Genomic DNA, 24,885 nt, shown 5'->3' with positions numbered 1-24,885 from the left:
TGTGACCGCGCCGGTTCTTTCGGCCCAAGGGCGGGAGATTTGAAAATGGTTAGCGCGACACGAAACAGTTGCCGCCGGCAGCCTTGTAGTTGGTGCACAGGCTGATCGCATCGTTGCGCGACTTCGCCGGGACGCGAACGCGATAGAACGTTCCCTTGCCGGCGATCTCGGCCTTGACGATGTTGGCCGTGTGGCCGGAAAGCACGCTGCCATAGCGACGCTGCAGATCCTGATAGGTCGACTGGGCGCTTTCGACGGTCGGCTGCGAGGCGATCTGCATCGACCACGAGCCACCGCCGGTCGAGGCCGCCGCCGGACTGATGGACGCAACCTGGTCGGGCTTGACCTCACCGACGACGTCGACCGGCTGGTCGGACGGACGCTGCGGCGCCACCGGAACCGTGGCCGGCGTGTTGGCAGGCTGGTTGGTTTGGCCTTCAGCCTCAGCCGTGGGGACGGCGGCCAGATTGACTGCTTCCGGCGTGGCGGTTTCGGCCCGGTCGCCGGCCACTGGGTCGCCGCCCAACAGGTCGCCACTTGCCTGGTCGGCAACAGACGCCACGGTCCCGGTCTGCGCCGTTTCGCCGGCCTGACCCGCCGGGGCCACAAGCTGCGGCGCCGGATCGACAGGCTCGACGGCAGCCACCTGCGATGCCGCAGGCGCCGGGTCCTCGCGCGCAACCAGTGAACCATCAGATTTGACCACCATGGTTCTCACCTTGCGTGGCGCAACGGCGACGACATCCGGCTCGATGCCCTGCTCGGCCTCTTGCAGAACCTGGGCGATACGATCCTCGGACTTGGGTGCCGGCGCGGCGGCGGCATTCCCGGCCGCTTGCGTGCCGCCGGCCGCTTGCGTGCCGCCGACCGCATCGGCGGCTTCAGCCGTGTCGATGTCATCGGGCGAAAGATCGACCACACGGCTCTGCGGCGGTTCCTTGGCCGCCACGTCCACCGGCTCTTCGGTGTTGGTGACCAGTTTTTCCTGGACCGGTTCGGCAGGCCTCGCGCCCCCCTTGGCCACGGCGTCGTAAACCTTGTTGTCCTGGTTCGGAACGACGGTGCCGCCCGGATTTTCCGGCCTGACCTTGATCGGTGCGTTGTCCGCCTTGACGATGACCGGCGCATCGGTGCCGCCGTTGCCGCCGAAAGACAGCGCGAAGGCGCCGAGACCGCCGGCGATCGCCACGGCGCCGACGACTGCGGCGACCAGCAGGCCGCGGCTCCGGGGCCTCGCGGCATTCTGCTCGGCCAGGCCTGGAACCGACATGGCCTCATCCAGTTCGGGGTCGTAGTCGAGTTCGTCCAGGGCAAAATCGTTGGCTTGCGCTTGCGAAACCGGCCGGCCGCTGGGCAAGTCGCCCAGATCAAAGCCGCTGGCGGCATCGGCGTAAGACGCACTGACGGGCGCTGCTGCCGGTCTCGCCGCATAGGTCCGCGTTTCAACGCGGTCGGGCTCATGGCCTGACTGGAACCCGGCCGCTGACTGGAACCCTGCCCCCGGCTGGGGTCCGGCCCCCGGCTTGAATCCGGATTTGTAGGATTCGTCGTCATACGCCGTGCTGCGCGCCGGGCCGGCAGCGACGTCCACGGCATTCATTTCCGAGAGAAGGTTGGCGAACTCGGTATCGAGATCGTCATAGGCAGGCGCCGGCGGTGCGTCTTCATTGACGTCGAGTTCCGGAATATCGAGGTCGTCCGCCAGCGCTACGACGCGCTCGGGCACATCGACTGTCTCGACATCCGGCATCTCGTCATATGCAGAGGCTTGTTCGCTTTGAGCGGGCGCAGGTGCCGCATTGGCGGCATCGTCTTCGGCCGGCTCATCCTGATAGGCCGGCTCATCCTGATAGGCCGGCTCATCCTGATAGGAGGGTGCCGCAGCGGTTGGCGGTGTCGTTGTTTCTGTGGTCGCCGAAGCCGTCGGCTGGGCTGCAAAGGCGGGTTGCGGCTGTGCCACCGGCGTTACGCGGCTCCACGAACGGGCCGGCGCAGGCGCGGCGGAGGGTGCCGCCATCCAGCTGAGCGAATCATTCGGATCCTGCTGTGGAGCGGCGTCATCGCCATGGTCCAGACCGATGTCCTTGGCGAAGGCGGCGTGCAATGCATCGTCGTCGAAATCGATATCAGCCGGTCCGGCAGCGTCTTCGGCGCCGAAATCATGGCCCACAAGCCCGTCGAGGAGAACGGTGTCGAGGTCGGCGTCGGCGGCCTGGACCGCGTCTTCATTCGACTGCTCCGAAAGGTCTTGCTCGTCAAGGCTCCCGGCCAGTTCGTCGGTGGGATCCACTGGTTCGTCGGCGGCTTCTCCAGCCGCGGCTACAGGTTGCTGGACCATGGCGGCCGCGGACGCTGCCACCGGGGCAGCCCGTGCGCTCATGGTGCCCAACAGCGCGTTCAATTCGTCTTCGAGGCTCCGCTCCTCAGCGACGGCAGCTGGCGCCGTCGGTTCGGCTGCAACGCCGGGGGCCTGAGTAGCCGGCTCCTCGGCTTCATCGGCAAGCGTGTCGTCGAAGCTCAATTCAAGATCGTCGTCCAACGCATGTTCCGGGGTCGCGGCGGAAGGCTCGTCGTCGTTGGCGGCGATAGAATCCGGCTCGTCAATTTCTGGCTCGTCGACTTCGACCGGCTCAGCCGTGCGAATGTCGAAATCCATGTCGACGTCATCCATGGCGACGTCGGCCATAGTGTCGTGGTCGGCAAAGTCCTCGTCGGACTCATCCGAAACGGCCCAAACAGCCGCAGCGGGAGCCTCGACAGCGGCCTCGATCGGCTCATGCTCGTCGAGCGTCAGATCGTCTTCGAGCGAGCTTGCGACGGCGTTGTCGAATTCATCGTCGAACGCGGGTTCGGCGGCCGGCGCGGCGATGTCGGCGGCTTCGGCAGCCTGCTCCACCTGCACGTGCTCGTCGAGCGTCAGCTCGTATCCGAACGCGGGTTCGGCGGCCGGCGCGGCGATGTCTGCGGCTTCGGCGGCCTGCTCCACCTGCACGTGCTCGTCGAGCGTCAGTTCGTCTTCGAGCGAGCTTGCGACGGCGTTGTCGAATTCATCGTCGAAGGCGGGCTCAGCGGCCGGCGCGGCGGTGTCGGCGCCGGTATTTTGTTCGTCCGCCGCATCGTCGTCCAGCCGGAAATCCTGTTCGAGCGACGCAGAGAATTCGTCGTTTACCGGCAAATCGTCTTCGAACGGCGACACGTCTTCGAGCGAACTGGCGATCGCATGGTCAAAATCGTCGTCGAACGCCGCTTCAACAGCCGGCGCGGATACTTCGGCAACACCGGAACCCAGGTCGGCGACGGCAACGACATGGGCAGTTTCGTCCGCCGTGTCGTCGTCCAGCCGGAAATCCTGTTCGAGCGACGCGGCAAGCTCGTCGTTCCCAAGCTCGTCGTTCCCAAGCCTGTCGTCCACCGGCAAATCGTCTTCGAATAGCGACACGTCTTCGAGCGAACTGGCGAGCGCTTCGTCGAAATCGTCGTCGAAAGCAGCTTCAGCAGCCGAGGGAGTTCCGGCAACGCCAGAGCGAACATCGTCGATAGCAACGGCATCGGCGATTTCGTCCGCCGCTTCATCGTCGAGCAGGAGATCCTGTTCGAGCGACGCGACAAGCTCGTCGTCGATTGGGTCAGTAGCAGCCGCGTCGAAAACCGGCTCGCGAAGCTCGGCTGCGCCGTCATTGGCGTCGCCGCCGAATTCGCCCATCAACTCCTTCTCGAGGTCGATGCCGAAATCGCCGTCGTCCGCTGGCTGACTTGCTGCAGCCGCCGTCGACTGGGCCTGCGGCTTGACCGGCTGGCGCGGGTCGAAGCCCATGATCCTGGTCAGTTCCGCGAACGGATCATCGTTGGCGATATCGTTTTGGGCGGCTGCTTTCAGCTGGGTTCTGTCTGCCATTATTGTTCCCGAACTCGCACTCATTCGGACGCCGTTGACGTCGCGCAGGGTTGGCCCTTACCAGCGCAATGTGGGCAAAAGGTGACAGGTTTTTTAGTCAAACCTAACGCATTTCGGTGGGCGCATCGGCTCCGATCAGCGTCAGGCCGGACGTCAAAACGTCCGAAACAGCCTGCACTAGCCCTAGTCTGGCATGGGTCAATTGTCGGTCGTTAACCTTAACAAAACGTAAGTCGGGATTTTCGGTGCCGCGGTTCCAATGTCCGTGGAAGCTGGAGGCGAGATCGTAGAGGTAGAATGCCAGCCGGTGCGGCTCGAGCGCAAGTGCCGCGGATTCGATCAGCCGCGGATATTCGGCAAGCTTCCTGATCAGGCCGATCTCGCCTTCGTCGGTCAGCGAAGCGGTGGCGGCGGCCAGCCGATTGCGATCGAAATTGGCCTCGCCCAACTGTTCGCTCGCCTGCCGGAACACCGAATGGCAGCGCGCCGAGGCGTACTGGACGTAGAATACCGGATTGTCCTTCGACTGCTCGGTCACCTTGGCGAAGTCGAAATCGAGCGGCGCATCGTTCTTGCGGTAGAGCATCATGAAGCGGATCGGGTCACGGCCGACCTCCTCCACCACTTCGCGCAGCGTTACGAAATCGCCCGACCGCTTCGACATGCGCACCGGCTCGCCCTCGCGAAAAAGTTTTACCAACTGGCAAAGCAGCACGGTAAGCTTCACCTCGTCGCCGGAAATCGCCCTGGCAAGCGCTTCCAGGCGCTTCACATAACCGCCATGATCGGCGCCAAGCACATAGATCAGCTCGACGAAACCGCGATCGACCTTGTCCTTCAAATAGGCGACATCAGCGGCAAAATAGGTGAAAGTGCCGTCCGACTTGACCAGCGCCCGGTCCATGTCGTCGCCGACCGCTGTCGAGCGGAACAGCGTCTGCTCGCGATCCTCCCATTCGTCCGGCTTCTCGCCCTTGGGCGGCGGCAGCTTGCCCTTGTAGATATGGCCCTTGAGGGTCAGGTCGTTGATCGCCGAGCGGATTTTCCGGGCGTTGTCGGCGTGCAGGGTGCGCTCCGAGAAAAAGACGTCGTGATGCACATTGAGCAGCGCCAGATCCTCACGGATCATTGCCATCATCGCGTCGATCGTCCTGTCCTTGACAATGGCAAGCGCTTCCTCATCCGGCATCTGCAGCAAAGAACGGCCAAATTCGCTTACCAGAGCCTGGCCGACCGGCACGAGATAGTCGCCTGGATAGAGCCCGGCAGGAATCTCGCCGATGTCGTCGCCGAGCGCCTCGCGGTAACGCAGCATGGCGGAGCGGCCGAGCACGTCGATCTGCGAACCAGCGTCGTTGATGACATATTCCTTGATCACGTCATAACCGGCGAAGGCCATCAGATTGGCGAGCGCATCACCCACCACCGCGCCGCGGCAATGGCCGACATGCATCGGTCCGGTAGGGTTGGCCGAGACATATTCGACATTGGCCTTCTTGCCGCCGCCAACGGTCGAGCGGCCGTAATTGCGGCCTTCGCCGAGCAGCGCAGTCAGATGCACCTGCCAGAACGCGTCCTTGAGCCTGAGATTGACGAAGCCCGGACCGGCAACGTCTGCAGCGGCGATGTCCGGGTCGGCGCGCAGCGCTTGCGCCAGCCTTTCAGCCAGTACGCGCGGCGGCTGGCCGGTCGGCTTGGCCAGCACCATTGCCGCATTGGTCGCCAGGTCGCCATGGCTGGCGTCGCGCGGCGGCTCGACGGCGACGCGCGACAAGTCCAGCGAACCGCCGTCTTTGTCTTTCAAATCAAGCGCTTCGACGGCCTTTATAATTCGCGCGTTGAAATCGGCGAAGATGTTCATTGGTGTGGCCCTGGCTCTGGCGGCTTTGCGGGAATCCGGTCTATTGGCCGGCAAAATCGAGCCCCGCCTAGCTTAATTCAGGCGTATGGTCAAACAAACGGCGGTGTTCCTTCAAAGCGTAGGTATCCGTCATGCCCGCCAGGAAATCGGCGACGCTGCGCGCCTTGATGCGATCATCAGCCCGGTCGAGCCCTTCGCGCCAGCCATCGGGCATGGCGCGCGGATCGGCGAAATAGACCTCGAACAGGTCGTTGACGATCTGCTCGGCCTGGTTGCGCACGCGCACGACTTCGCTGTGTCGATAGAGATGCTTGTAGAGAAAGGCTTTCAATTCCTCTTCGAAAGCGGCCATTTCGGCTGAAAAGGTCACCACCGTCTCGCCTGCCGCCCTCACCGCGTCGGCGCTGTCCGGCTTGATGCGGGCCAGATTGGCGGTGGTGGAGACGATGACATCCTCGACCATCATCGTGATCTGCCGGCGCATCAGTTCGTGCCCTGTCCTCACATCGTCCAGCGCCGGATAGCGCTGACGCACGCCGTCGAGGATCGAGCCGGGCAGCGAAACCTTTTCCAGCATGTCGAGCTTCAGAAGGCCCGACCTCAGGCCGTCATCGATGTCATGGCTGTTGTAAGCGATGTCGTCGGCGATCGCCGCGCACTGCGCCTCGATGCCGGCGAAGCGGTCGAGCTCGAGGTCGTGCAGCTCCGAATAGTCGCGGATCGCTTGCGGCACCGGCCCCTTCAGCCCGTTTCCGCTGGCGTCGGTCAGCGGTCCGTTGTGCTTGACCAGCCCCTCCAGCGTCTCCCAGGTGAGGTTCAGCCCGTCGAATTCGGCATAGCGGCTCTCCAGCCGCGTCACCACGCGCAGCGACTGTGCATTGTGGTCGAAGCCGCCCCAGGCCGCCATCTTCTGGTTCAGCGCATCCTCGCCGGTATGGCCGAAGGGCGTGTGGCCGAAATCGTGCACCAGCGCCACCGCCTCTGCCAGGTCCTCGTCGCCGCGCAGCGCCCTCGCCAGGGCGCGCGCGATCTGCGCCACCTCGATCGAATGCGTCAGCCGGGTGCGGTAATGGTCGCCCTCATGCGCGACGAACACCTGCGTCTTGTGCTTCAGCCGGCGGAAGGCCGTCGAATGGATGATGCGGTCGCGGTCGCGCTGGAACGGCGTCCGGGTCGGGCTCTCCACCTCGTCGAACAGCCGCCCGCGCGACTTTGCCGGATCGCAGGCATAGGCGGCGCGTGGCCGATAGCCGAATCCGATGTCGCCCAACTCATTTGTCATCGCCCCAACCGATTTCCATAGCCCCAACCAATTTCCATAGCCCCGCCAATTTCCATAGCCTACGCCGCAGTTGACTTGCCCCCTCGCGCTTCATACCTATCATGTGAAACCGAAAGCAAGGTGACGCCCATGGGCGCTGATGCCAAGACCGCCATGAAAGTCGAGATGACCGACGCCGCCGCCAGGCGGATTGCCAAGATTGTGTCTGGCGAAGCCGGCAAGACGGCGCTGCGCGTTTCGGTCGAGGGCGGCGGCTGTTCCGGCTTTTCCTACAAGTTCGACCTGGTCGACACCCGCAACGATGACGACGTCGCCATCGAGAAGGACGGCGCCACCGTGCTGATCGATGACCTCTCGCTGGTCTATATGGGCGGCTCGGTGATCGATTTCGTCGACGATCTGATGGGCCAGTCGTTCCAGATCAGGAACCCGAATGCGGTCGCCTCGTGCGGCTGCGGCACCAGCTTCAGTATTTAGAGAATGCCTACCATTGGCGCGGTCCGTCAGGTCGCGCTTTCAGCCGGGCGCGATCTCGATGCAACGCTGGCGTTCTGGCAAGACGTGCTTGGCATGGCCGTGCACGTGCGCTTCGATCCGCCTGGCATCGCCTTCATCATGGCCGGCGATGTGCGGCTGCTGTTCACCGATGGCCTGCCGGCCGGCACCGTCTATCTCGACATTTCGGGCCTTGACGATTTCCACGCCTCGGCAAAAGCCGCCGGCGTCCCCTTCACTGCGCCGCCGATGCTCGTCCACCGCGATACCGAGGGCCTGTTCGGGCCGGCGGGGGAAAGCGAATGGATGGCCTTTCTAAAGGATCCGGCAGGCAATACGATCGGCCTCGTCGAACGCCATCCGCCCGAGCAGCAATGAGGCCGTCATGAAAATCGTCACCTGGAACATCAATGGCGTTCGGGCCCGTATCGGCAATTTGACCCACTGGCTGACGGAAAGCGCGCCCGACATTGCCTGCCTGCAGGAGATCAAGACGGTCGACGAGCAGTTTCCGCGGGCCGAGATCGAGGCGCTTGGCTACAACGTCGAAATCTATGGCCAAAAGGGATTCAACGGCGTCGCCATCCTGTCGAAGCTCCGCTTCGACGAGGTCATCAGGGGCCTGCCGGGCGACGATGCCGACGATCAGGCGCGTTTCATCGAGGGCGTGTTCTCGACCGACAAGGGCGCGTTGCGCGTTGCCTCGCTCTACTTGCCGAACGGCAACCCGATCGATGACGAGAAGAAGTTCTCCTACAAGCTGTCCTGGATGGCGCGGCTGGAGCGCTGGGCCGAGGAAAGGCTCGTGCTCGAAGAGGCGCTGGTGCTGGCCGGCGATTACAATGTCATCCCCGAACCGATCGATGCGAAGTTTCCGGAGAACTGGCTCGGCGATGCGCTGTTCCAGCCGCAGACCAGGCAGGCGTTCCGCCGGCTGAAGAACCTCGGCTTCACCGAAGCCGTGCGCGCGGTCACCGACTCGACGGACATTTTTACGTTCTGGGACTATCAGGCCGGCGCCTGGCAGAAGAACAACGGCATCCGCATCGATCACTTGCTGCTCTCGCCCGAGGCCGCCAATCGCTTTTCCTCGGTCTCGATCGAAAAGCACGTGCGCGCCTGGGAAAAACCCTCGGACCACGTGCCGGTGGCCATCGAACTGGGTTTTGCGCCAATCTGATCATTTCGGGGCGCGAACCGCCGGATTGCCGGTTGATAGACCGTCATATCGCCACAATCGGGGTTTCCGCTGCAATCCGGGTTCGGCTGGGGTTCAGGATGACGATCAGGTTTGCGATTTGCCCATGTGCCGCCGCGCTCGCCCTCGCGGCGACGCCGGCGCTTGCCGATCCTGCATGCCTGGCCAACGGAACATCATTCCAGATCGGCCAGGTCGCCTGCCTGACGCTTTCCGGTCGGAGCCATCTCGCCCGCTGCGACATGGTGCTCAACAACACGTCATGGACAAGGATCCGCGACGATTGTCCTAAAACCACGTCGGCGCCGCCGGCCACGCCGATTTCAACGCCGGAGTCCAGTCCCGTTCCAACGCAACCGACTGAGAATTGATCTCGATTTTTTTCTTTTCGAGATCCCCACTCTTCCTGACTATTGACCCAGTCTGACTGGTTTCGCGACTACCGGTCGCCGCCACCCTTGGTGAGGATGTCGTCGGCCAGCGAAATCGCGGTGCGGCGGTCGGCCTCGCCCGCGGCGGCAAACGCCTCTTCCTGCATGCCGCGTATCCATGGCTGGTCGGAAGGCGCGGCGCGTTCAAGCGCCGCGGTCATCATCGCCAGCCCCCGAACGATCTTGCCGCTCTGGAAGAGCAGGTGGCCGAGCGTCGCCTGCGCGCCGGCATGGCCCTTTTCCGCAGCGAGTTGGAACCAGCGTCCGGCCTGCTTGATGCTCGCCTTGACGCCGCCCTTGCCGTTCAGGAAGATCTGGCCCATCTCGAACTGGGCATTCGGGTTGCGGTAGTTGGCGGCGGCGCGCATGTAGTACTCCTGGGCCGCCACCTCGTTCTCTTTGATCGGGCTGCCGGGGATGCCCTTCCTCAGATAGTCGCCGAGCGCCACGAGCGCGTCCGAGACATAGCTCTCTTCCGGCGAACCGGGCTCGACGTCCTGGTCGACGATCTCGCTGAAGAACTTGAACGCCGCGTAGTCGTCGCGCTCGACGCCGTCACCCTCGGCATACATGCGCGCAAGCTTCCAGGTGGCGCCGATCTGGCCGTTTTCGGCCGCGTATTTATAAGCCTCAGCAGCCTGCTCCTTGCGGCCGTTCTTGTAGGCGGAGAAGCCGAACTGGAACACCGCCCACGGGCTCGACTGCGGCTTCACGCCGGTCTTGTCGTCGAATACCTTGTCGTCGAAGGCCATGGCCTGGCCTGCGGCGCCCAAGGTCGCGCCAAAAGTGGCGATCGCGACCAGTGCCGAAAAGACAGACAGCCTCAGCAACTCAGATATCCGCATAACAATGTGTTTCTCTCGCACCACCGGGATGGGTGACCGCCCCGTCGCGGGCAGGCCCTACCGTTTGTGCATATTTCCAGATCGCGCCCGACTGATAGTCGGTCGCGCGCGCCTTCCATGCCTTTGCCCTGGTCGCCAGTTCGGTGTCGGACAGCGCCACCTCGATGGTGCCGTTCACCGCGTCGATCGCGATCAAGTCGCCATCCCTGAGCAGCCCGATCGGGCCACCTACGGCGGCTTCCGGCCCGACATGGCCTATGCAGAAGCCGCGTGTCGCGCCCGAAAAACGCCCGTCGGTGATGAGGGCCACCTTGCCGCCCATGCCCTGGCCATAGAGAGCCGCCGTCGTCGACAGCATTTCGCGCATGCCCGGACCGCCGCGCGGTCCCTCGTAGCGGATCACGAGGACCTCGCCTTCGCTGTAGCTGCGATCCGTAACCGCCTGGAAACATTCCTCTTCCGAATCGAAGCAACGCGCCGGACCAGAGAACTTAAGCTCCGACATGCCCGCGACCTTCACGATCGCGCCTTCGGGGGCAAGGTTTCCCTTCAAGCCCACGACGCCACCCGTTCGGGTGATTGGTCGGTTGGCGGGACGGACCACATCCTGGCTACCATTCCAGGCAACGTGCTCCATATTTTCGGCTAAAGTGCGGCCGGTCACGGTCAGGCAGTCGCCATGCAGATAGCCGTGGTCGAGCAACGTCTTCATCAAGAGCGGAATGCCGCCGGCCTCGAACATGTCCTTGGCGACATATTTGCCGCCCGGCTTCAGGTCGGCGATATAAGGCGTCTTCTCGAAGATCCTGGCGACGTCGAACAGGTCGAACTTTATCCCCGCCTCATGGGCGATCGCCGGCAAATGCAGCGCCGCGTTGGTCGAGCCGCCGGTGGCCGAGACGACGGTCGCCGCATTCTCCAGCGCTTTCAGAGTGACGATGTCGCGCGGGCGGATATTTTTTGCGATCAGTTCCATGATCTTTTCGCCGGAGGCGAAATTGAAGCGGTCGCGCATCTCATAGGGCGCCGGCGCCCCGCAGGAATAGGGCAGCGCCAACCCGATGGCCTCGGCGACGGTGGCCATGGTGTTGGCGGTGAACTGGGCGCCGCAGGAGCCGGCCGACGGACAAGCGGCTTGCTCGATTTCGAGGAGTTCGGCGTCGCCGATCGTGCCGACCGAGTGCTGGCCGACGGCCTCGAACACATCCTGCACGGTGATCTGCCGGCCCTTGTAGGAACCGGGCAGGATCGAGCCGCCATAGATGAAGATCGACGGCACGTTGAGCCGCACCATGGCCATCATCATGCCGGGCAGCGACTTGTCGCAACCGGCAAGGCCGACCAGCGCATCGTAGCAATGGCCGCGCATGGTGAGTTCGACCGAATCGGCGATGACCTCGCGCGACACCAGTGACGATTTCATGCCCTGGTGGCCCATGGCGATGCCGTCCGTGACGGTGATGGTGCAGAATTCACGTGGCGTGCCGTTGGCCGCGGCAACGCCCTTCTTTACCACCTGCGCCTGGCGCATCAGCGAGATGTTGCAGGGTGCCGCCTCGTTCCAGCAGCTGGCGACGCCGACCAGCGGCTGCGCGATCTCGGCCGCCGACAAGCCCATCGCATAGAGATAGGAGCGGTGCGGCGCACGCGCCGGACCGACGGTCACATAGCGGCTGGGCAGCTTGGCCTTGGAGATGACTCTGGCGTTCATTCTCTTCCCTTGCCCCGGGCGATGCGACCTGCGGCGCGACCTGCCCCATAGCCGAGCCTTTTGGCATGCCCTGGGACGCATTCGAGGTGCGCCGGGTTTATGGCGGGAAGTAGGCAATGTCGGCGGGCGCCGTTGTGGCGCGAGGGTTGTTCAGAAACTGTTGCCAAAACATCACGATCGCGAGAGGCAGGGGAAGCGGCGTCGTTGCAGCGACGGACTGATGCCATCGGCTTGGGACCGCCGGCCAAAAAGCCGATTCGGCAAAAAAGGCCGGGCAGTGCCCGGCCTTTTTTGACGTTTAATTTTAGTAACTTACCACTTGACCTTGAAGGAAGCTGAAAGGGCGGTCACGAGATCGTCGCCGAAATCGTATGAAACGTCGGTGCCGTGAGGAATGCCGGCCTCGTCACGGACCACTCCGACCGAACCACTGGTCAGGATGCCGATGGCACCGCCAAAGCGGAGTTCGACGTTTTTGGTGGGCGAGAAAGACGCGCCGGCACCAACCGTCCAGGTATCGGTTTGGGTGCTCAAGCCCGTGGTCGTTCCGCGATCCCAGGTAAGCGTCGCTGCAGCGCTCCACTGATCGTTGAACTTGTGGCCGATACCGCCGGATACGGTCCATCCGTCGCGATAGAGCAGATCCAGAGACGTGACGAAGCTCGGGCCTCCGAAGGTGCAGGCAACCGGAGCGCCGACAGCGCAGAAATTGACAATCTGCAGCACACTCCAGTCGACCCACTTCACCGACCCGAACGCAAGCCAGCCCGGAGCAATACCCGACTGGACCTTGAACTCGACCGACTGCGGCATGCTCGCCGTACCGATCACAGGAATTACACCCCGGCCAGGGATCTGTGTAAGATCGACGTCCCCGGTCACGTCTCCCAAATCAACTTCGCTGTTGTAGACCAAGCTGGCACGGAGCGCGATTTCCGGAATCTCATAAGCGGCGCCGATGCGCCAGCCAACCCCGTTGCCTTCGAGGTCGATCCGACCTACGCCGGTGAAGGGTACAGGAAAGCCGGTAAAATCCTGGACCAGCCGCTCCTTGAAGCCACTGATATCCTGGTAGAACACACCGCCAATGAAGCGAAACTGGCCTTTGCCCGCATCCATCTTGTAGGAGCAGGTGGCTGCAAAATTTTCGCTTTCGATCTTGGTTTCGATATTGCTGTTGGCACCTGCCCAATTCAGACCGGGGGCCGAATGGATCCCCCAAGGCTGTGAATAATCGCCCATGCAATCGAGGTGGTCCCCGACTCCGACCTTAATTCCCATGCGGGGGACAAAATAGCTCTCCGAATCATCGGCAGAACCGGACCGAGAGTTCAAATCGCCACCGCCACGACCAGTAACGGGCGGTGGAAATGCGCTACTTGTATCCGTGTCTACGGCATTCTTGATCTTCCGTTCCGGCATCACATAGGTGCCCGAAAGCTCTCCGGCGACAGGCGCCGGATCGAAAAGCAGGTCGATGTTGTAGCCGCCGCGCTCAAGGCCGCCGGCATGCGCCGTCCCGATCAAAGCCAGCGAAAAGCACGCCGCCCCCAGCAGCGCTTTCCGACGCAAATTGTTCATGAATGTCCCTCCCCTAGTACGAATGGACTAAGCTAGAACCAATTCGAGTTAACGGCGCAACAACGAATTCTCGATGCGTACATGTACGCCTTCGCCGACCGCATTTCAGACAGGGTGACAGCTTCACCGGAGCGCCGGAAAATGGCCCGTTTGGCTGCAAATCGAGCAAAAAACTCGGAAAAACGCCCCCGGACGGCGCAAAAACCGCCCGTTTTGCGAAGGCGACGCCCCATTGTTACATTATGGCAACAATGGGGCTAAAACATTCCGTTTACGTCAAGATTTACCCTGCGGAATGCCTATTTTTCGTGCAGGAAGCCGCCCGAAAAGCGCGTTCGCAGAACTCGCGAATCCTGAGCATCAGGCCGATATATCCGGGCTTAGAAAGCGGAAGCCGGTTTGGCAAATCCGCTCCTCAGCCAACTCGGTTCTCAAATACCACAGATGGGTCAACCGGCGTCGCGCACGCGTGTCAGCGCCACCGAAAGCTTCTCTTGCGCCTCGCGATACTCGGCGAGTTTTTCGCGCTCGGCTTCGACGACATCTTCCGGCGCGTTGGCGACGAATTTGTCGTTGGACAGCTTCTTGTGCAGGCGGGCGATCTCTTCGGTCACCTTGACCAATTCCTTCTGCAGCCGCGCCGCCTCGGCGGCAAGGTCGATCAGGCTGCCGAGCGGCAGGCAGATGGTGGCTTCGTTGAGCACGATCTGGGCGGAGCCCTTGGGCGCCGTATCGACAAGCGAGATGTCGCCGACCCGCGCCAGTCGCTTGATGGCCGATGCCTGGCGCTCAAGCCTTTCGTGGGTTTCGGTATTGGCGCCGATCACCATCAGCGGCGCGATCGCCGCCGGCGGCACGTTCATTTCCGAACGCACGGAACGGATGCCTGAGACCAGGTCGATCAGCCAGTTGATGTCGGCGGCCGCTGCCTCGTCCTCGAAGTCGGGCGACGGCCACGCGGCATGGCAAAGCAGCGACGGCCGTTCCTTGCCCTCACCTGCTGTCTCAGCCCACAGCTCTTCGGTCATGAACGGCATCATCGGATGCAGCAGCTTGTAGATCTCGTCGAGCACGAAGGCGACGCAAGCCCGGCTCTCGGCCTTGGCAGCCTCGTCCGCGCCCATGAACACCGGCTTCAACAGTTCCAGGTACCAGTCGCAGAACAGGTTCCAGACGAAGCGGTAGGCAGCAGTCGCAGCGTCGTTGAACCGGTATGTGGTGATGCCGTCGGTGATTTCGCGCGCCGCGCGCGTCAATTCGGTCAGGATCCAGCGGTTGACCGCCAGCTTGGCGTCGTTCAGCCAGACATCGTCGTTCCTCGCGACGTCGTTCATCTCGGCGAAGCGCGTCGCGTTCCACAGCTTGGTGCCAAAATTGCGGTAGCCGGCGATGCGGGCCGGATCGAGCTTCACGTCGCGCCCTTGCGCGGCCATCACCGTCAGCGTGAAGCGCAATGCGTCGGCGCCATATTCGTCGATGAGATCGAGCGGGTCGATGACGTTGCCTTTCGACTTCGACATCTTCTGCCCGTTCTTGTCGCGCACCAGCGCATGGACATAGACGGTGTGGAACGGCTCCTCGCCCATGAAATGCAGGCCCATCATCATCATGCGAGCGACCCAGAAGAAGATGATGTCGAAGCCGGTTACCAGCACGTCGGTCTGATAGTGGGTCTTCAGCTCCGGCGTCTGGTCCGGCCAGCCGAGCGTCGAGAACGGCCACAGCGCCGACGAAAACCATGTGTCGAGCACATCCTCGTCGCGGATCAGGATCTCGCCCGGCTTGAAATTCTCGAGCTTGTCCTCGACCCAGGCCTTCCACGGCCCTTCCAGCGCCAGATAATATTCGATTGCGGCGGCGAGCGCCTCCTCCTCGGTCTTCTCGACGAAGATGCGGCCGTCCGGCCCGTACCAGGCCGGGATCTGGTGTCCCCACCAGAGCTGGCGCGAAATGCACCAGGGCTGGATGTTCTCCATCCAGTCGAAATAAGTCTTCTCCCAGTTTTTCGGCACGAACCTGGTGCGGCCCTCGCGCACCGAGGCGATCGCCGGCCTGGCGAGCTCCGCCGCGTTCGCATACCATTGTTCGGTCAGGAACGGTTCGATCGGCACGCCGCCGCGATCGCCATGCGGCACGGCATGGCGATGCGGCTCGACCTTTTCGAGGAAGCCGCCCGCCTCCATCAGCTCGACGATCTTCTTGCGCGCGACGAAACGATCGAGGCCGTTGAGCTCATCCCAGACGGCCTGACGCTCGGGCGTTACCTCCAGCCCGGCGAGAAAGTCGTCATTGTCGGTGAGCGCGACCGCCGCCTCGACGGTGAGGATATTGATGGCCGGCAACTTGTGGCGCCTGCCGACCTCAAAATCGTTGAAGTCATGCGCCGGCGTGATCTTGACCGCGCCGCTGCCTTTCTCCGGATCGGAATATTGGTCCGCCACCACCGGGATCTTGCGGCCGACGATCGGCAGGACGAGGTTCCTGCCGAGCAGATGCCGAAAACGCTCGTCGTCGGGATGCACCGCCACCGCCGTATCGCCCAGCATCGTCTCGGGCCGCGTCGTCGCCACGGTGATGAAGGTTTTTGGATTTTCCGGATCGAAAACCTCGCCCTCGACGGGGTAGCGGAAATGCCAGAGATTGCCGTTGACCTCCTGCTGTTCGACCTCGAGGTCGGAAATCGCAGTCAACAGTTTCGGGTCCCAGTTCACAAGGCGCTTGTCCTTGTAGATCAGGCCTTCCTTGTAGAGGGTGACAAACACTTCGAGCACCGCCCTGGACAGACCCTCGTCCATGGTGAAACGCTCTCGGCTCCAGTCGGCCGAGGCCCCCAGCCGCTTCAGCTGGTTGAAGATCGCGCCGCCGGATTCGGCCTTCCACTCCCAGACCTTCTCGATGAACTCGTCGCGCGTCAGGTCGCGTCGGTGGATCTGCTTCTCCATAAGCTGGCGCTCGACCACCATCTGGGTGGCGATGCCGGCGTGGTCCATGCCGGGCTGCCACAGCACGTTCTTGCCGCGCATGCGCTCGAAGCGCACCAGAATGTCCTGCAGCGTGTTGTTGAGCGCATGGCCCATATGCAGCGAGCCGGTGACGTTCGGTGGCGGGATGACGATGGTGAAGGCTTCCGCGCCCTCCTCGGCGCCTGCGCCGGCACGAAACGCGTCGGCCTCCTCCCAGACTTTGGCGATCTTCGGCTCGACGATTTTTGCGTCGTAGGTTTTTTCGAGCATGGGAAGGCGTCCGGGCTGTCGGGTTTTTGCTGGTCCGGTGTAAATCGGAAGGTTTTGGCCAAGTCAACCGCAAGCAAGCGGCAGACGGCCATGCCAGCAAATAGCGCCTGGGCAGATCGGGCAACTTGCAGAAGTGAGCGTCGCAGGGCAATCGCTTAGAGGTTTGCGCTGCCCCTCATTGCCCTGCCGGGCATTTCTCCCCCTACAGTGACGGGGAGAAAGACACATCGCAAAAGATTTCGCCAATTTCCAGCGTTGCAGAAAGTGCGCCAAGGTTGCGGCCGGCCCCTTCTCCCCGTCCCTATACGGGGAGAAGATGCCGGCAGGCAGATGAGGGGCGGCGCCGACTTCGGCGATTTGCCGGTTACTGCGCGCCGCGCGCTACGCGTTCGATTTCTTCGCGTACCAGCCGCTCGACCAGCGTCGGCAGATTGTTGTCCAGCCAGTCCTGCAGCATGGGCCTCAGCATCTCCTCGGCCATCTCGTCGAAGGTTTTCTTGCTGCGGCTGGCGAACGCATCGGAAAGCTCGCCGAAGGCGGCGGCAACTTGCCGGCCGGTATGTTCGGAAAGGATCGCCGGACGAGAGGACGGTGCCTCGCTCGTCGCCGGGCGCGCCAACCCGCTCCGCGGCGGGGCCGGCTCGAAAGCAGGTTCGGCTGCGTGCTCGAAAATCTCGGCCTTCGGTTCGGCATCCGGCGTCTGTCGCAGCTCTGTCCTGTCTGGGGTCCTGTCCGGCTTGGCCGCGGTCTTCGCTTCGCTAATTGCGGCGATATCACGCCGCCACCCGGCAACGATACTGTCGGTCGTCTCCGCAACCCTTGCCGTCGCAGGCGCATTCGGCTCCGGCTTGGCGGCCGGGGCCGCTTCGGCCGCGACCCTGTCACCAGCAAGCGTCACGGGCGATTTGACCGGAGCCGGATCGGACCGCACCGGCGGCTCCACGCGCGCGATGACAGGCTCGACAGCCGACGCTTGCGCCTGCACCTCGGTCAGCGCGGCCGGCCTCCTGGCGTCGAATCCCGGACGCAACTCGGCGCGAAACGCGCCTACCTCCGGCGGCGCCCCGCCTGCCGCTGGCGGCGCCCTGCCTGGCTCCGGCGGCGCCTCGCCTGCCGCCGGTGCCGGCATAGCTACCGCCGGTGCCGGCACGGCTACCGACGTCAGATCCTGCAGCAAGTCGTCCGTATCGTCCGGCTGCTTGCGGCCTGTGTCGTTGTCCTCGATGATCCTCCTGATGGAAGCCAGTATCTCCTCCATGGAAGGTTCGCGCTGTAAGCTGCTTGCCGTCGCCATCGTCACATCCGCCGCCCTTGTGACTCGTTGCAGATTTCCTGTCCGGCCAAGGCCGGATTCGAATCATGGCAACAGCGTAACCCACGGATCGCCTTACGAGAATCCCCAATCTGAGGGCATGTTGGATTTCAACAGATTAGAGCCCGCGCGACCTTTTGGACGCGCGGGCTCTAAATAGCTTGAAACTGGACGGAAGTTGAAACTGGTGAGGGGATCAGCGGCCGTCTGGCGTGCGCAGGCCGAACCACTTGTCCTTGACCGCATTGTAATGCTCTTCGGGCCTGTATTTCACCACCTGAAGGGCGAGACGCTCGACCGAAAGATGACCGATAGCCGACAGGATGGCATAGCTCGCCACCACCAAATCGCGTTCGGCGCTGGCCTGATTGATCTTGGCGGTGATGAGCGTGGCCTGCGCGTTGAGAACGTCGAGCGTGGTGCGCTGGCCGACGTTGCGCTCCTCGATGACGCCGCTCAGGGCAAGCTGCGCGGCGGCAATCACCTGCCTGTTGGCCACCACGGTTTGCTGAGCGGCGGTATATTGCGTCCACGCCGAGGTCACGGCCTGCCGCACGGTGTCGCGGCTGACATCGACCTCGATCCGGGCCTGGCTGAGCGATTCCTTGTTCTGACGTACTATCGCCGACGTCCGCCCGCCCGAATAGATCGGTATGGTCAAGGTGGCGCCGATGCTGGCCGAATTGGTTGTGCCGTCCTGCCCCGTATCGGCGGAGCCCGGAGCCGTTCTGCGATAGGCGCTGGAAACGCCGGCGGAAGCCGAAAGCTGCGGCAGCAGCGCGCCTTCGGCCGATTTCACCGAAAACGCCGCCGCGTCGACCAGGTGCTGGGTGGCGAGGATGGCCGGGTGCTCGATGGATGCAATCGCGATAGCCGCATCGAGGTTCGACGGCAACAGCTTCGCCAGCGGCGAAGCGGCCCTGAGCCTGCCTGGCTCGTCGCCGACGATCTGGCGATAGGTCGCAGCGCTCGCCAGCGCCTGCGCGCGGGCGGCCGCCAGTTCCGCCACAGCGGAGGAGCGCTCGGCATCGGCCTGCGCAACGTCGGTGCGCGTGCCTTCGCCGACCTCGAAGCGCGAACGCGCGGCGCGCGCCTGCTCGGTCAGGAACTGCAGGTTTTGCTCCGTCAGCACCGCCACTTGGCGGTCGCGAATCACGTCCATATAGGCGCTTGCCGCATTGAACAGAATATTCTCTTCGGTGTTGCGCAGGCTCTCGAACGAGGCGCGGACCTGCGCTTCGGCGGCGGCGACGTTGTTCCTGGTCTGGAAGCCGTCGAACAGGGTCTGGTCGATCTGGACGCCGAAGTTGCCGGTGGTTAACGAAAGGTCTCGACCCGGCCCGCTACGGGGGTCGAAATGGCTTCTGGAGAAGTCGATGTTCGCGGAACCGGTGATGGTCGGGCGCCAGCCGGACTTGGCGATGGCAACGCCCTCATCGGTGACGCGGACGCCGGCGCGGGCCGAATTGAGCTGGGAATTGTTCTGATAGGCTTTTGAAAGTGCACCGAGAATGGTTTCCGCCGAGGCGCCTAGCGGAGAAAGCGCGGTCGCCGAGAAGAGGACGGCGGCAAAAAGACTCTTTCGTAAAGACGGCACGTTATTCCCTCATTCGTTTTGCATGGGAACCACACCGCGCCGGCTTCTCCCATTCGAGCAGCCGGCGCCGTGTGTTTCAGGTTCCCTGCTGTCTGCCCCCAAAAGAACACCCCGGTTGTGCGGATCAGCAACAATTGTTCAAGCGCAAGCGAACATGACAACGGCTTTGCTGCAAGCCAAAATCACTCAGAACTCGAACGCACGAATACGATCGAATCCCGGTAGTGGCTTAATTGCCGCATTAAAGGCGCCTCTTCCGGTTACGACCCCCCCTGTTTTCAGGAACAATCGGGCCACGCCCGAATTCCCCTGCCCTTCGACGGCGACGAGCCGACCGCCATCCGCAAGCTGGTCGAGCAGCGGTTCCGGCACTTTCTCGACGCTGCCGCCGATGAAAATGACATCGTAGAGCGCTCCCGCGGCATGGCCTTCCGGCAGCGGTCCCTTGACCACGCTGACATTGTCGCAGCCCAGCGCCGAAAGCGTCGACATCGCGGTCTCGGCCAATGCCGGATCGCTTTCCAGCGCAACGATGGACTTTGCCAGCCGCGACAGGATCGCCGCCGCATAGCCGGTGCCGCAGCCGACATCGAGCGCCGAATCGCCAGGGCCAATCTCGGCCAGTTGCATCAGCTTGGCCAGCGGCGAAGGCTCCATGAGATAGCGCGGGCCGTCCGCGGTATTGGCAATGCGGATGTCCTCGTCGATATAGGCCAGATCGCGCTGATCGGGAGCGACAAAGGCCTCGCGCGGCACGACAAGCATCGCTTCGAGCAGCGGCGCGCTGGTTACGTCGGTGGTGCGGACCTGGCCGTCGACCATTTTTACCCGACGTTCGGCAAAATCAGCGCTCATGTTCCAACCAATCCGCCCAAGACCAACCTGTTCAAGATCAATCCGCCCAAGATCGATCCGCTTGCCGCGCCAAGATCGCGGCTCATGTCGACTGGAACTCAAGCCCCCTGGCGCTGGTGCGCGGGAGCTTGGGCAACTGGAGGCCTCGCCCGGAGCCCTCGTTCCCTTGAATTCCATCCTATTAGCGCAGGGTGTGGCAGAGTCAAATCCTACCGTCAATCATAGAGTTCTGCAGCAGAGTGCCACACCTTCGCGCTATCTGGGGCCCACAAGACCATCCGAATCACGAAGCTAAACCAGGACGCCAAATGAACATCCTTCTTGCAGCCGCCCTTCTCTCTGGCTCGTTCGTCGCGGTCGACGGCGATACAATCGCCCTCAATGGCAGCCGCATCCGCATCGCAAACATTGATGCGCCGGAGATCCTCGACTTTCACTGCGATGCTGAACGGCGGCTCGGCCTGGTTGCCAAGCATCGGATGATCGAGTTGCTGGCGAGCGGTCCCGTGACCGTGCATCCCGGCGATCCCAATAGTGGCCGGCTAACGGACCGCTATGGCCGGACGCTGGCGACGATCGAGGTCGACGGTCGCGACGTTGGCGAGATCATGATCGGCGAAGGCCTGGCGCGGCCGTGGACGGGCAAGCGCCGGTCGTGGTGCGATTGACGCTACATCGGTCGGATATATCTGGTTGCGCCAGGCTTCCATGAACCGCAATGGGGATGGTTTACAGCTTGGGGCGGCCCTCACGGGTCTGGGAAGTCACCAAGCCGCCGAGAGGCCATGCTGGCGATTGAGGAAGCCTATGCGGCGCGCCAGAGTTGACGATCCCCAAGCCGGCGCCAGAATCGCCCTTGCAATTTGCTTCGCCATGGAAACGAAAGAAGAACAAAAAAACGTGTGGTAAACCCCAAACGGAAGACTCTCAGGTTGATTTAGCCTTAAAGTTGAGAACGGCGGTGATTCGCAGTCACCGCCGTTAATGCAACCAAGCCACAGGACGGCTAGGCACATGAGAACGATCACCAAACTAAACCTACCGGTGCATCCGTCAAGCCTTCCTGTGGCACAATCTACAGGAAGCCTACACAATGACGCAGTCTGCTGAAATCTCATGCATCAATAAAAACCCTCGCCTTGACCCATACCACGCCATCACTCACGTAGGCGGTTTTCAAGGTAAGCAGTGGAAGCTTACCCTTGATGACGCCATCGGGAAAATCGAACGGCAAGAGTGGGCATTTCATGTCGGAAAAACCATTCTCACCCAAGTTGACGTCGTGGTCGCCGTTAGTCCGTACGGCAACAAATATCTCAAGACGGAAAGGGATGGGAAGGAGCCGAACAATCTCCTGAGCCTTCCTGAGTGCCCTTGAGCATGGCGTAAGGCGACTTTATGCCGCTCGGCTCCAACGCCCATTCAAGGGCTTGCTGAGCGGCATAAAGCTCATCGTGCAATCATGCCGACGGCCAGCGATGACGCCAGCCGCCTCGATTCATCTAAGGCGTGACTTCCGACATGTTCGGTGTAAACGAGCGTTCAAACCGCAGTAATGGCGCATTTCCGGGCTTTTTTGTGCCGTTTGTGCCCAGCTATTCCCCCTGAAACTGAGCGCTTTCGGCTCGTATCTGAGCGCTTTCTGGGCGCAGTCATCGCCCTTCCCTCGGCTTCCGATAAGCATTCACGTCCACGCGTTTCATCCCGTCGTAGTCGGGAGTGTAGGTCAGGCCGACCTGCTTGCCGCCGCACCTGGCGCATTTCAGCTTTGGAATGAGATCATCCGACATCGCCGGCGCGTCAGGGCCGAGCTTGGCCTTGATCGCCTCCAGGTCGAGCGCCTGATTGTGGTGGCATTTTGGATTGTGGCAAAACGCGATGAGCCGCATCTTGCCATCGATCAATGATTGTAGTGTCCAGCCTTTCGCCATCCGGTCGATATAGCGCTGGCCCTTGACGAATGCCAAGCCCGCGCCATCATCCCAGCTTGGAGAGGGCCCATCATCATCAGCAATCGCGCCTCTGGCCGGTGCGCATGGAAAGGCATGTTCGACACATGAAACCTGGACTACTTGAAGAAGTTCCCTGGTCAGATGACTCCATCACGGCTTACGACAGAGAGCATTTCACCATCTATTGTAAGATCCTCGACTACTGCGCCGACAATGCCAGCATAGAGGAGATGGCCGAGCGCATCCTCGGCATCGACCCAGTTCAAGAACCGGTCCGCGCGCGCAACGCTGTTCGCAGCCATATCGACCGGGCAAACTGGATGGTGACGACTGGCTCCAAGCACCTGTTCGCCGGCTGACTGCTATTCCTCATCGGTAAAGCCGAGCAGCGATGCATGGCGTATGTGGCTGTGGTCGCCACGTAGATGCTTGATGCGCAGCTTGACACCAGGCTTGACCCACTGCGTCGCCGGCCGCTTCTTCATGCCCCTTGGCGGCGGGCCGGCGTGTTCCTGGACCCGCTTCCACAGCCGTTCGCGGATATCCAGCGGCAGGGTGATGAAGGCAGAGCCGACATATCGCCTTGTGTCGGGCTCGGCCAGCAGCGCAAACGCCGCCTTGCCACTCTCGCGCTGCACGCCGAGCAGCTCTAGCTCGCTGACGACAAAGCTCTTGGTCTTCAGCCATTGCCTGGTTTCGCCGCTGCGGTACTTGCTGCCGCGGCGCTTCGAAACCATGCCTTCCATCCCCGCCTTGTCGATCAGGTAGAACAGCGCATCCGATTCTCCCGGCATCGCCTCGCTGAACTGGATGCGCTCGCCCGGCCTGATCAGCCCTTGCAGGATATAGCGACGCTCCTCGACGCCGAGCTCGCGCAGGTCCTGGCCGTTGAGGTAGAGCAGGTCGAAGGCGACGAGATAGAGAGCATGCTGGCGCTGTGTGATCGCCTTCTGCAGGGCGGCGAAGTCGGGCAGGCCGGCCTCGTTGGTGACGATCGTTTCGCCGTCGATGATGGCGTTGTCCAGGCCGAGGGCCCTGGCGGCCTCGACTAGGTCGCGAAACTTGCTCGACCAATCGATGCCGGTCCTGGTGTAGATGCGCACATCGTCGCCGTTGATGACGATTTGCGAACGGTAGCCGTCGAGCTTGACTTCGTGGATCCAGTCACCACCGGAAGGCGGATCCGGCACCCGGGTCGGCAGCATCGGCGGTACGAAGGTCAGCCGGCCCTTGCCCTTTGGCATACGCTACTCCACACGAACGCGACTCAAGCGGTAGCTAGGCATTCGGTTCCGAGGATACGAAAAATTCGACTCAAAACGCAAAAAAGGCCCGCCGCTTTTCGGAGCGACGGGCCATTTTGATTTCGACCACTATGCGGCTTTGAGCCGCTCGAACTCATCGTTTTTCAGCACCTTGTAGATGGTCTTGCCGTCCGTCTTTTCGCTGGTCAGCCAGTCTCCGGGCGACAGGTAGTGCGGGCGGTACCCGCGCCCGTATGAGCCATCAATCTCGCGGAACTCAACGGTATTGGTGAACATCGCCTCATCACCTGGCTCCTTCACCCATTCCGACATCACAACGTAGTCTTTGAACAGGTCGACCATGGCGTCATCGCTCTCGTCGAGGAACACCGCCTTGTGGTTTCGTGTCGCGCTGGCTTCCGATTTGACCGACCAGATTCGGAAGTTGAGCGCCTTGCGCCACCACACCGAGCCGTCAGAGCCGGTGAAGCGGCAATAGCCCTCCGCGAATATCCCACCTTCGGCTTTCGGGGGTTCCTCGGTGAGTTTTGCCGCTCCGAGCCAGTGTTCGGGCCTAAGGTTGGCGAATGTGAAGTAGATCAGTTCGCGGCCATGCGACCAGTGAACCTCGGGATGCGATCGCACACATCCGTCAGGCGCACCCTTGCCAGGCACATACTGTTGGGCTTCGACCTTTTTGGTCAATGTGACGGTTTTCATGCTAAACCTCTAAAGAACGGGATATTGCCCGGAACCGCCGGGCGCGGATCATTCTAGGCGGCAAAGTCAGCGCGCCGGCGGTGATCGGTTTCTCTCTTCGGCGACAGCCTGAAGCGTTGCCGTGAGCGCCGCCACCGCGTTCGACAGCCCGACGATGCTGTCCTGCACCCTATCGAGCCGGGTCAGCGTGGCGCTCTGGAACCTGTCGGCCGCCGCGCTCTCCTGCGTCTGCTTGGTCTCGACGCTGATCAGCCGCCCATTGATCTCGCCGGCCTGGGTGATAGCCGATTGCGCGGTCTTCTCCGCTGTTTCGACGCGGGCGGTCGTTATCCTCGATTGGTTTTCAGAAGCGGTGCTCTGCGCGACAATGCGCTGATCCTGCGCGTCGAACTTGCTTTCCAGCCACTGGCCGGTAACCCATGTGATAAAACCGATCATCGGCAGCGCTAGCGCCATCGATATCCTCGCCACGGCAAGGAGCAGCACGTTTTCGGCAATCTTCTGCGAAGCGTTCGGCATATCGGCATCCTCGTCCAGCACTGGTCCCCAACCCTTTTCTGAATTGCATGTCTGATTATGAGCGCTTCAGCTCGGTGCGCCGCCCGGCGCTGGCCTTGCTATGCCGGTCGCATTCGTCCGGCTTGTAAAAACCGATGGCGCAGCCTGGCGCCAT

General features: G+C 62.4%; 21 protein-coding genes. 7 read left to right on the top strand and 14 right to left on the bottom strand.

Translation table 11 applies throughout. The features are described 5' to 3' along the window. Positions 1-49 precede the first annotated feature (49 nt). The 3 genes from AC0L2R_RS27515 to AC0L2R_RS27505 all read right to left on the bottom strand — a co-directional run bounded on the left by AC0L2R_RS27515 (position 50) and on the right by AC0L2R_RS27505 (position 7,038). Positions 50-3,895: an SPOR domain-containing protein gene (locus tag AC0L2R_RS27515; protein WP_473512666.1), complete on the bottom strand. Its 3,846-nt coding sequence runs from the start codon at positions 3,893-3,895 to the stop codon at positions 50-52. 103 nt (positions 3,896-3,998) lie between these two features. Then, positions 3,999-5,756 carry an arginine--tRNA ligase gene (argS, locus tag AC0L2R_RS27510; RefSeq protein WP_473512665.1) on the bottom strand — a complete coding sequence of 586 codons (1,758 nt, stop codon included), beginning with the start codon at positions 5,754-5,756 and terminating at the stop codon, positions 3,999-4,001. A gap of 67 nt (positions 5,757-5,823) precedes the next feature. Continuing rightward, the gene (locus AC0L2R_RS27505) at positions 5,824-7,038 is read right to left on the bottom strand and encodes a deoxyguanosinetriphosphate triphosphohydrolase (RefSeq protein WP_473512664.1); all 1,215 of its coding nucleotides are present in this window, start codon (positions 7,036-7,038) and stop codon (positions 5,824-5,826) included. 129 nt (positions 7,039-7,167) lie between these two features. Here AC0L2R_RS27505 and erpA point away from each other — a divergent pair, with 129 nt between their 5' ends. The 4 genes from erpA to AC0L2R_RS27485 all read left to right on the top strand — a co-directional run bounded on the left by erpA (position 7,168) and on the right by AC0L2R_RS27485 (position 9,102). Further along, complete coding sequence (gene erpA / locus AC0L2R_RS27500) at positions 7,168-7,515, top strand: iron-sulfur cluster insertion protein ErpA (protein ID WP_006335221.1); 348 nt, start codon at positions 7,168-7,170, stop codon at positions 7,513-7,515. A gap of 3 nt (positions 7,516-7,518) precedes the next feature. Continuing rightward, positions 7,519-7,911 (top strand): VOC family protein, encoded by a 393-nt coding sequence (locus AC0L2R_RS27495; RefSeq protein ID WP_473512663.1) that lies wholly within the window; start codon positions 7,519-7,521, stop codon positions 7,909-7,911. Positions 7,912-7,918: 7 nt separating this feature from the next. Further along, a complete protein-coding gene (gene xth, locus AC0L2R_RS27490; protein ID WP_473512661.1) occupies positions 7,919-8,713 on the top strand; it encodes an exodeoxyribonuclease III in 795 nt (264 codons plus the stop codon). 98 nt (positions 8,714-8,811) lie between these two features. Further along, positions 8,812-9,102 carry a hypothetical protein gene (locus AC0L2R_RS27485; RefSeq protein ID WP_473512660.1) on the top strand — a complete coding sequence of 97 codons (291 nt, stop codon included), beginning with the start codon at positions 8,812-8,814 and terminating at the stop codon, positions 9,100-9,102. A gap of 68 nt (positions 9,103-9,170) precedes the next feature. Here the strand turns inward: AC0L2R_RS27485 and AC0L2R_RS27480 are convergent, their stop codons facing one another. The 7 genes from AC0L2R_RS27480 to AC0L2R_RS27450 form a co-directional block, all read right to left on the bottom strand. Next, a complete protein-coding gene (locus AC0L2R_RS27480) occupies positions 9,171-10,007 on the bottom strand; it encodes a tetratricopeptide repeat protein (RefSeq protein ID WP_023802582.1) in 837 nt (278 codons plus the stop codon). Continuing rightward, positions 9,994-11,718, bottom strand: coding sequence for a dihydroxy-acid dehydratase (gene ilvD, locus AC0L2R_RS27475; RefSeq protein ID WP_473512658.1), 1,725 nt, complete (start codon positions 11,716-11,718; stop codon positions 9,994-9,996). Before ilvD ends, AC0L2R_RS27480 begins: the two co-directional genes overlap by 14 nt. Before the next feature lie 312 nt (positions 11,719-12,030). Beyond that, a complete protein-coding gene (locus AC0L2R_RS27470) occupies positions 12,031-13,299 on the bottom strand; it encodes an OmpP1/FadL family transporter (protein WP_473512657.1) in 1,269 nt (422 codons plus the stop codon). 449 nt (positions 13,300-13,748) lie between these two features. Then, positions 13,749-16,532, bottom strand: a complete 2,784-nt coding sequence (locus AC0L2R_RS27465) for a valine--tRNA ligase (RefSeq protein WP_473512655.1) — start codon at positions 16,530-16,532, stop codon at positions 13,749-13,751. 364 nt (positions 16,533-16,896) lie between these two features. Next, positions 16,897-17,826 (bottom strand): PopZ family protein, encoded by a 930-nt coding sequence (locus AC0L2R_RS27460; RefSeq protein WP_473512654.1) that lies wholly within the window; start codon positions 17,824-17,826, stop codon positions 16,897-16,899. 214 nt (positions 17,827-18,040) lie between these two features. Next, positions 18,041-19,441, bottom strand: a complete 1,401-nt coding sequence (locus AC0L2R_RS27455) for a TolC family outer membrane protein (RefSeq protein WP_473512652.1) — start codon at positions 19,439-19,441, stop codon at positions 18,041-18,043. 186 nt (positions 19,442-19,627) lie between these two features. Next, positions 19,628-20,296: a protein-L-isoaspartate O-methyltransferase family protein gene (locus AC0L2R_RS27450; RefSeq protein ID WP_473512651.1), complete on the bottom strand. Its 669-nt coding sequence runs from the start codon at positions 20,294-20,296 to the stop codon at positions 19,628-19,630. Between the two features lie 308 nt (positions 20,297-20,604). On the opposite strand from AC0L2R_RS27450, the gene AC0L2R_RS27445 reads away from it, so the two are divergent. Beyond that, positions 20,605-20,964: a thermonuclease family protein gene (locus AC0L2R_RS27445; RefSeq protein ID WP_473512649.1), complete on the top strand. Its 360-nt coding sequence runs from the start codon at positions 20,605-20,607 to the stop codon at positions 20,962-20,964. 425 nt (positions 20,965-21,389) lie between these two features. Then, positions 21,390-21,674, top strand: coding sequence for a DUF3892 domain-containing protein (locus AC0L2R_RS27440; RefSeq protein ID WP_473512648.1), 285 nt, complete (start codon positions 21,390-21,392; stop codon positions 21,672-21,674). Between the two features lie 274 nt (positions 21,675-21,948). Here AC0L2R_RS27440 and AC0L2R_RS27435 read toward each other — a convergent pair whose 3' ends face one another. Further along, positions 21,949-22,263 (bottom strand): hypothetical protein, encoded by a 315-nt coding sequence (locus AC0L2R_RS27435; RefSeq protein ID WP_473512647.1) that lies wholly within the window; start codon positions 22,261-22,263, stop codon positions 21,949-21,951. Positions 22,264-22,352: 89 nt separating this feature from the next. Here AC0L2R_RS27435 and AC0L2R_RS27430 point away from each other — a divergent pair, with 89 nt between their 5' ends. After that, positions 22,353-22,607 carry a hypothetical protein gene (locus AC0L2R_RS27430; RefSeq protein WP_473512646.1) on the top strand — a complete coding sequence of 85 codons (255 nt, stop codon included), beginning with the start codon at positions 22,353-22,355 and terminating at the stop codon, positions 22,605-22,607. A 3-nt stretch (positions 22,608-22,610) separates the two neighbouring features. Here the strand turns inward: AC0L2R_RS27430 and AC0L2R_RS27425 are convergent, their stop codons facing one another. From AC0L2R_RS27425 to AC0L2R_RS27415, 3 genes are all read right to left on the bottom strand, one after another. Then, positions 22,611-23,492, bottom strand: coding sequence for an ATP-dependent DNA ligase (locus AC0L2R_RS27425; RefSeq protein ID WP_473512645.1), 882 nt, complete (start codon positions 23,490-23,492; stop codon positions 22,611-22,613). A gap of 129 nt (positions 23,493-23,621) precedes the next feature. Continuing rightward, positions 23,622-24,212, bottom strand: a complete 591-nt coding sequence (locus tag AC0L2R_RS27420) for a hypothetical protein (protein ID WP_473512643.1) — start codon at positions 24,210-24,212, stop codon at positions 23,622-23,624. 66 nt (positions 24,213-24,278) lie between these two features. Next, on the bottom strand, positions 24,279-24,731 hold the full coding sequence (locus AC0L2R_RS27415) for a hypothetical protein (RefSeq protein WP_287149507.1): 453 nt from the start codon (positions 24,729-24,731) through the stop codon (positions 24,279-24,281). Positions 24,732-24,885 lie beyond the last annotated feature (154 nt).

The organism is Mesorhizobium sp. WSM4820 (genome assembly GCF_055811075.1).
This window is presented reverse-complemented; position numbering and strand designations above follow the sequence as displayed.

Coding starts and splice junctions, on each gene's coding strand:
- AC0L2R_RS27515 (WP_473512666.1), bottom strand. CDS start 3,895: ATGGCAGACAGAACCCAGCTGAAAGCAGCCGCCCAAAACGATATCGCC.
- AC0L2R_RS27415 (WP_287149507.1), bottom strand. CDS start 24,731: ATGCCGAACGCTTCGCAGAAGATTGCCGAAAACGTGCTGCTCCTTGCC.
- AC0L2R_RS27425 (WP_473512645.1), bottom strand. CDS start 23,492: ATGCCAAAGGGCAAGGGCCGGCTGACCTTCGTACCGCCGATGCTGCCG.
- AC0L2R_RS27505 (WP_473512664.1), bottom strand. CDS start 7,038: ATGACAAATGAGTTGGGCGACATCGGATTCGGCTATCGGCCACGCGCC.
- AC0L2R_RS27445 (WP_473512649.1), top strand. CDS start 20,605: ATGAACATCCTTCTTGCAGCCGCCCTTCTCTCTGGCTCGTTCGTCGCG.
- AC0L2R_RS27450 (WP_473512651.1), bottom strand. CDS start 20,296: ATGAGCGCTGATTTTGCCGAACGTCGGGTAAAAATGGTCGACGGCCAG.
- AC0L2R_RS27440 (WP_473512648.1), top strand. CDS start 21,390: ATGACGCAGTCTGCTGAAATCTCATGCATCAATAAAAACCCTCGCCTT.
- AC0L2R_RS27485 (WP_473512660.1), top strand. CDS start 8,812: ATGACGATCAGGTTTGCGATTTGCCCATGTGCCGCCGCGCTCGCCCTC.
- AC0L2R_RS27465 (WP_473512655.1), bottom strand. CDS start 16,532: ATGCTCGAAAAAACCTACGACGCAAAAATCGTCGAGCCGAAGATCGCC.
- AC0L2R_RS27430 (WP_473512646.1), top strand. CDS start 22,353: ATGAAACCTGGACTACTTGAAGAAGTTCCCTGGTCAGATGACTCCATC.
- argS (WP_473512665.1), bottom strand. CDS start 5,756: ATGAACATCTTCGCCGATTTCAACGCGCGAATTATAAAGGCCGTCGAA.
- AC0L2R_RS27420 (WP_473512643.1), bottom strand. CDS start 24,212: ATGAAAACCGTCACATTGACCAAAAAGGTCGAAGCCCAACAGTATGTG.
- ilvD (WP_473512658.1), bottom strand. CDS start 11,718: ATGAACGCCAGAGTCATCTCCAAGGCCAAGCTGCCCAGCCGCTATGTG.
- AC0L2R_RS27495 (WP_473512663.1), top strand. CDS start 7,519: ATGCCTACCATTGGCGCGGTCCGTCAGGTCGCGCTTTCAGCCGGGCGC.
- xth (WP_473512661.1), top strand. CDS start 7,919: ATGAAAATCGTCACCTGGAACATCAATGGCGTTCGGGCCCGTATCGGC.
- AC0L2R_RS27460 (WP_473512654.1), bottom strand. CDS start 17,826: ATGGCGACGGCAAGCAGCTTACAGCGCGAACCTTCCATGGAGGAGATA.
- AC0L2R_RS27480 (WP_023802582.1), bottom strand. CDS start 10,007: ATGCGGATATCTGAGTTGCTGAGGCTGTCTGTCTTTTCGGCACTGGTC.
- AC0L2R_RS27470 (WP_473512657.1), bottom strand. CDS start 13,299: ATGAACAATTTGCGTCGGAAAGCGCTGCTGGGGGCGGCGTGCTTTTCG.
- erpA (WP_006335221.1), top strand. CDS start 7,168: ATGGGCGCTGATGCCAAGACCGCCATGAAAGTCGAGATGACCGACGCC.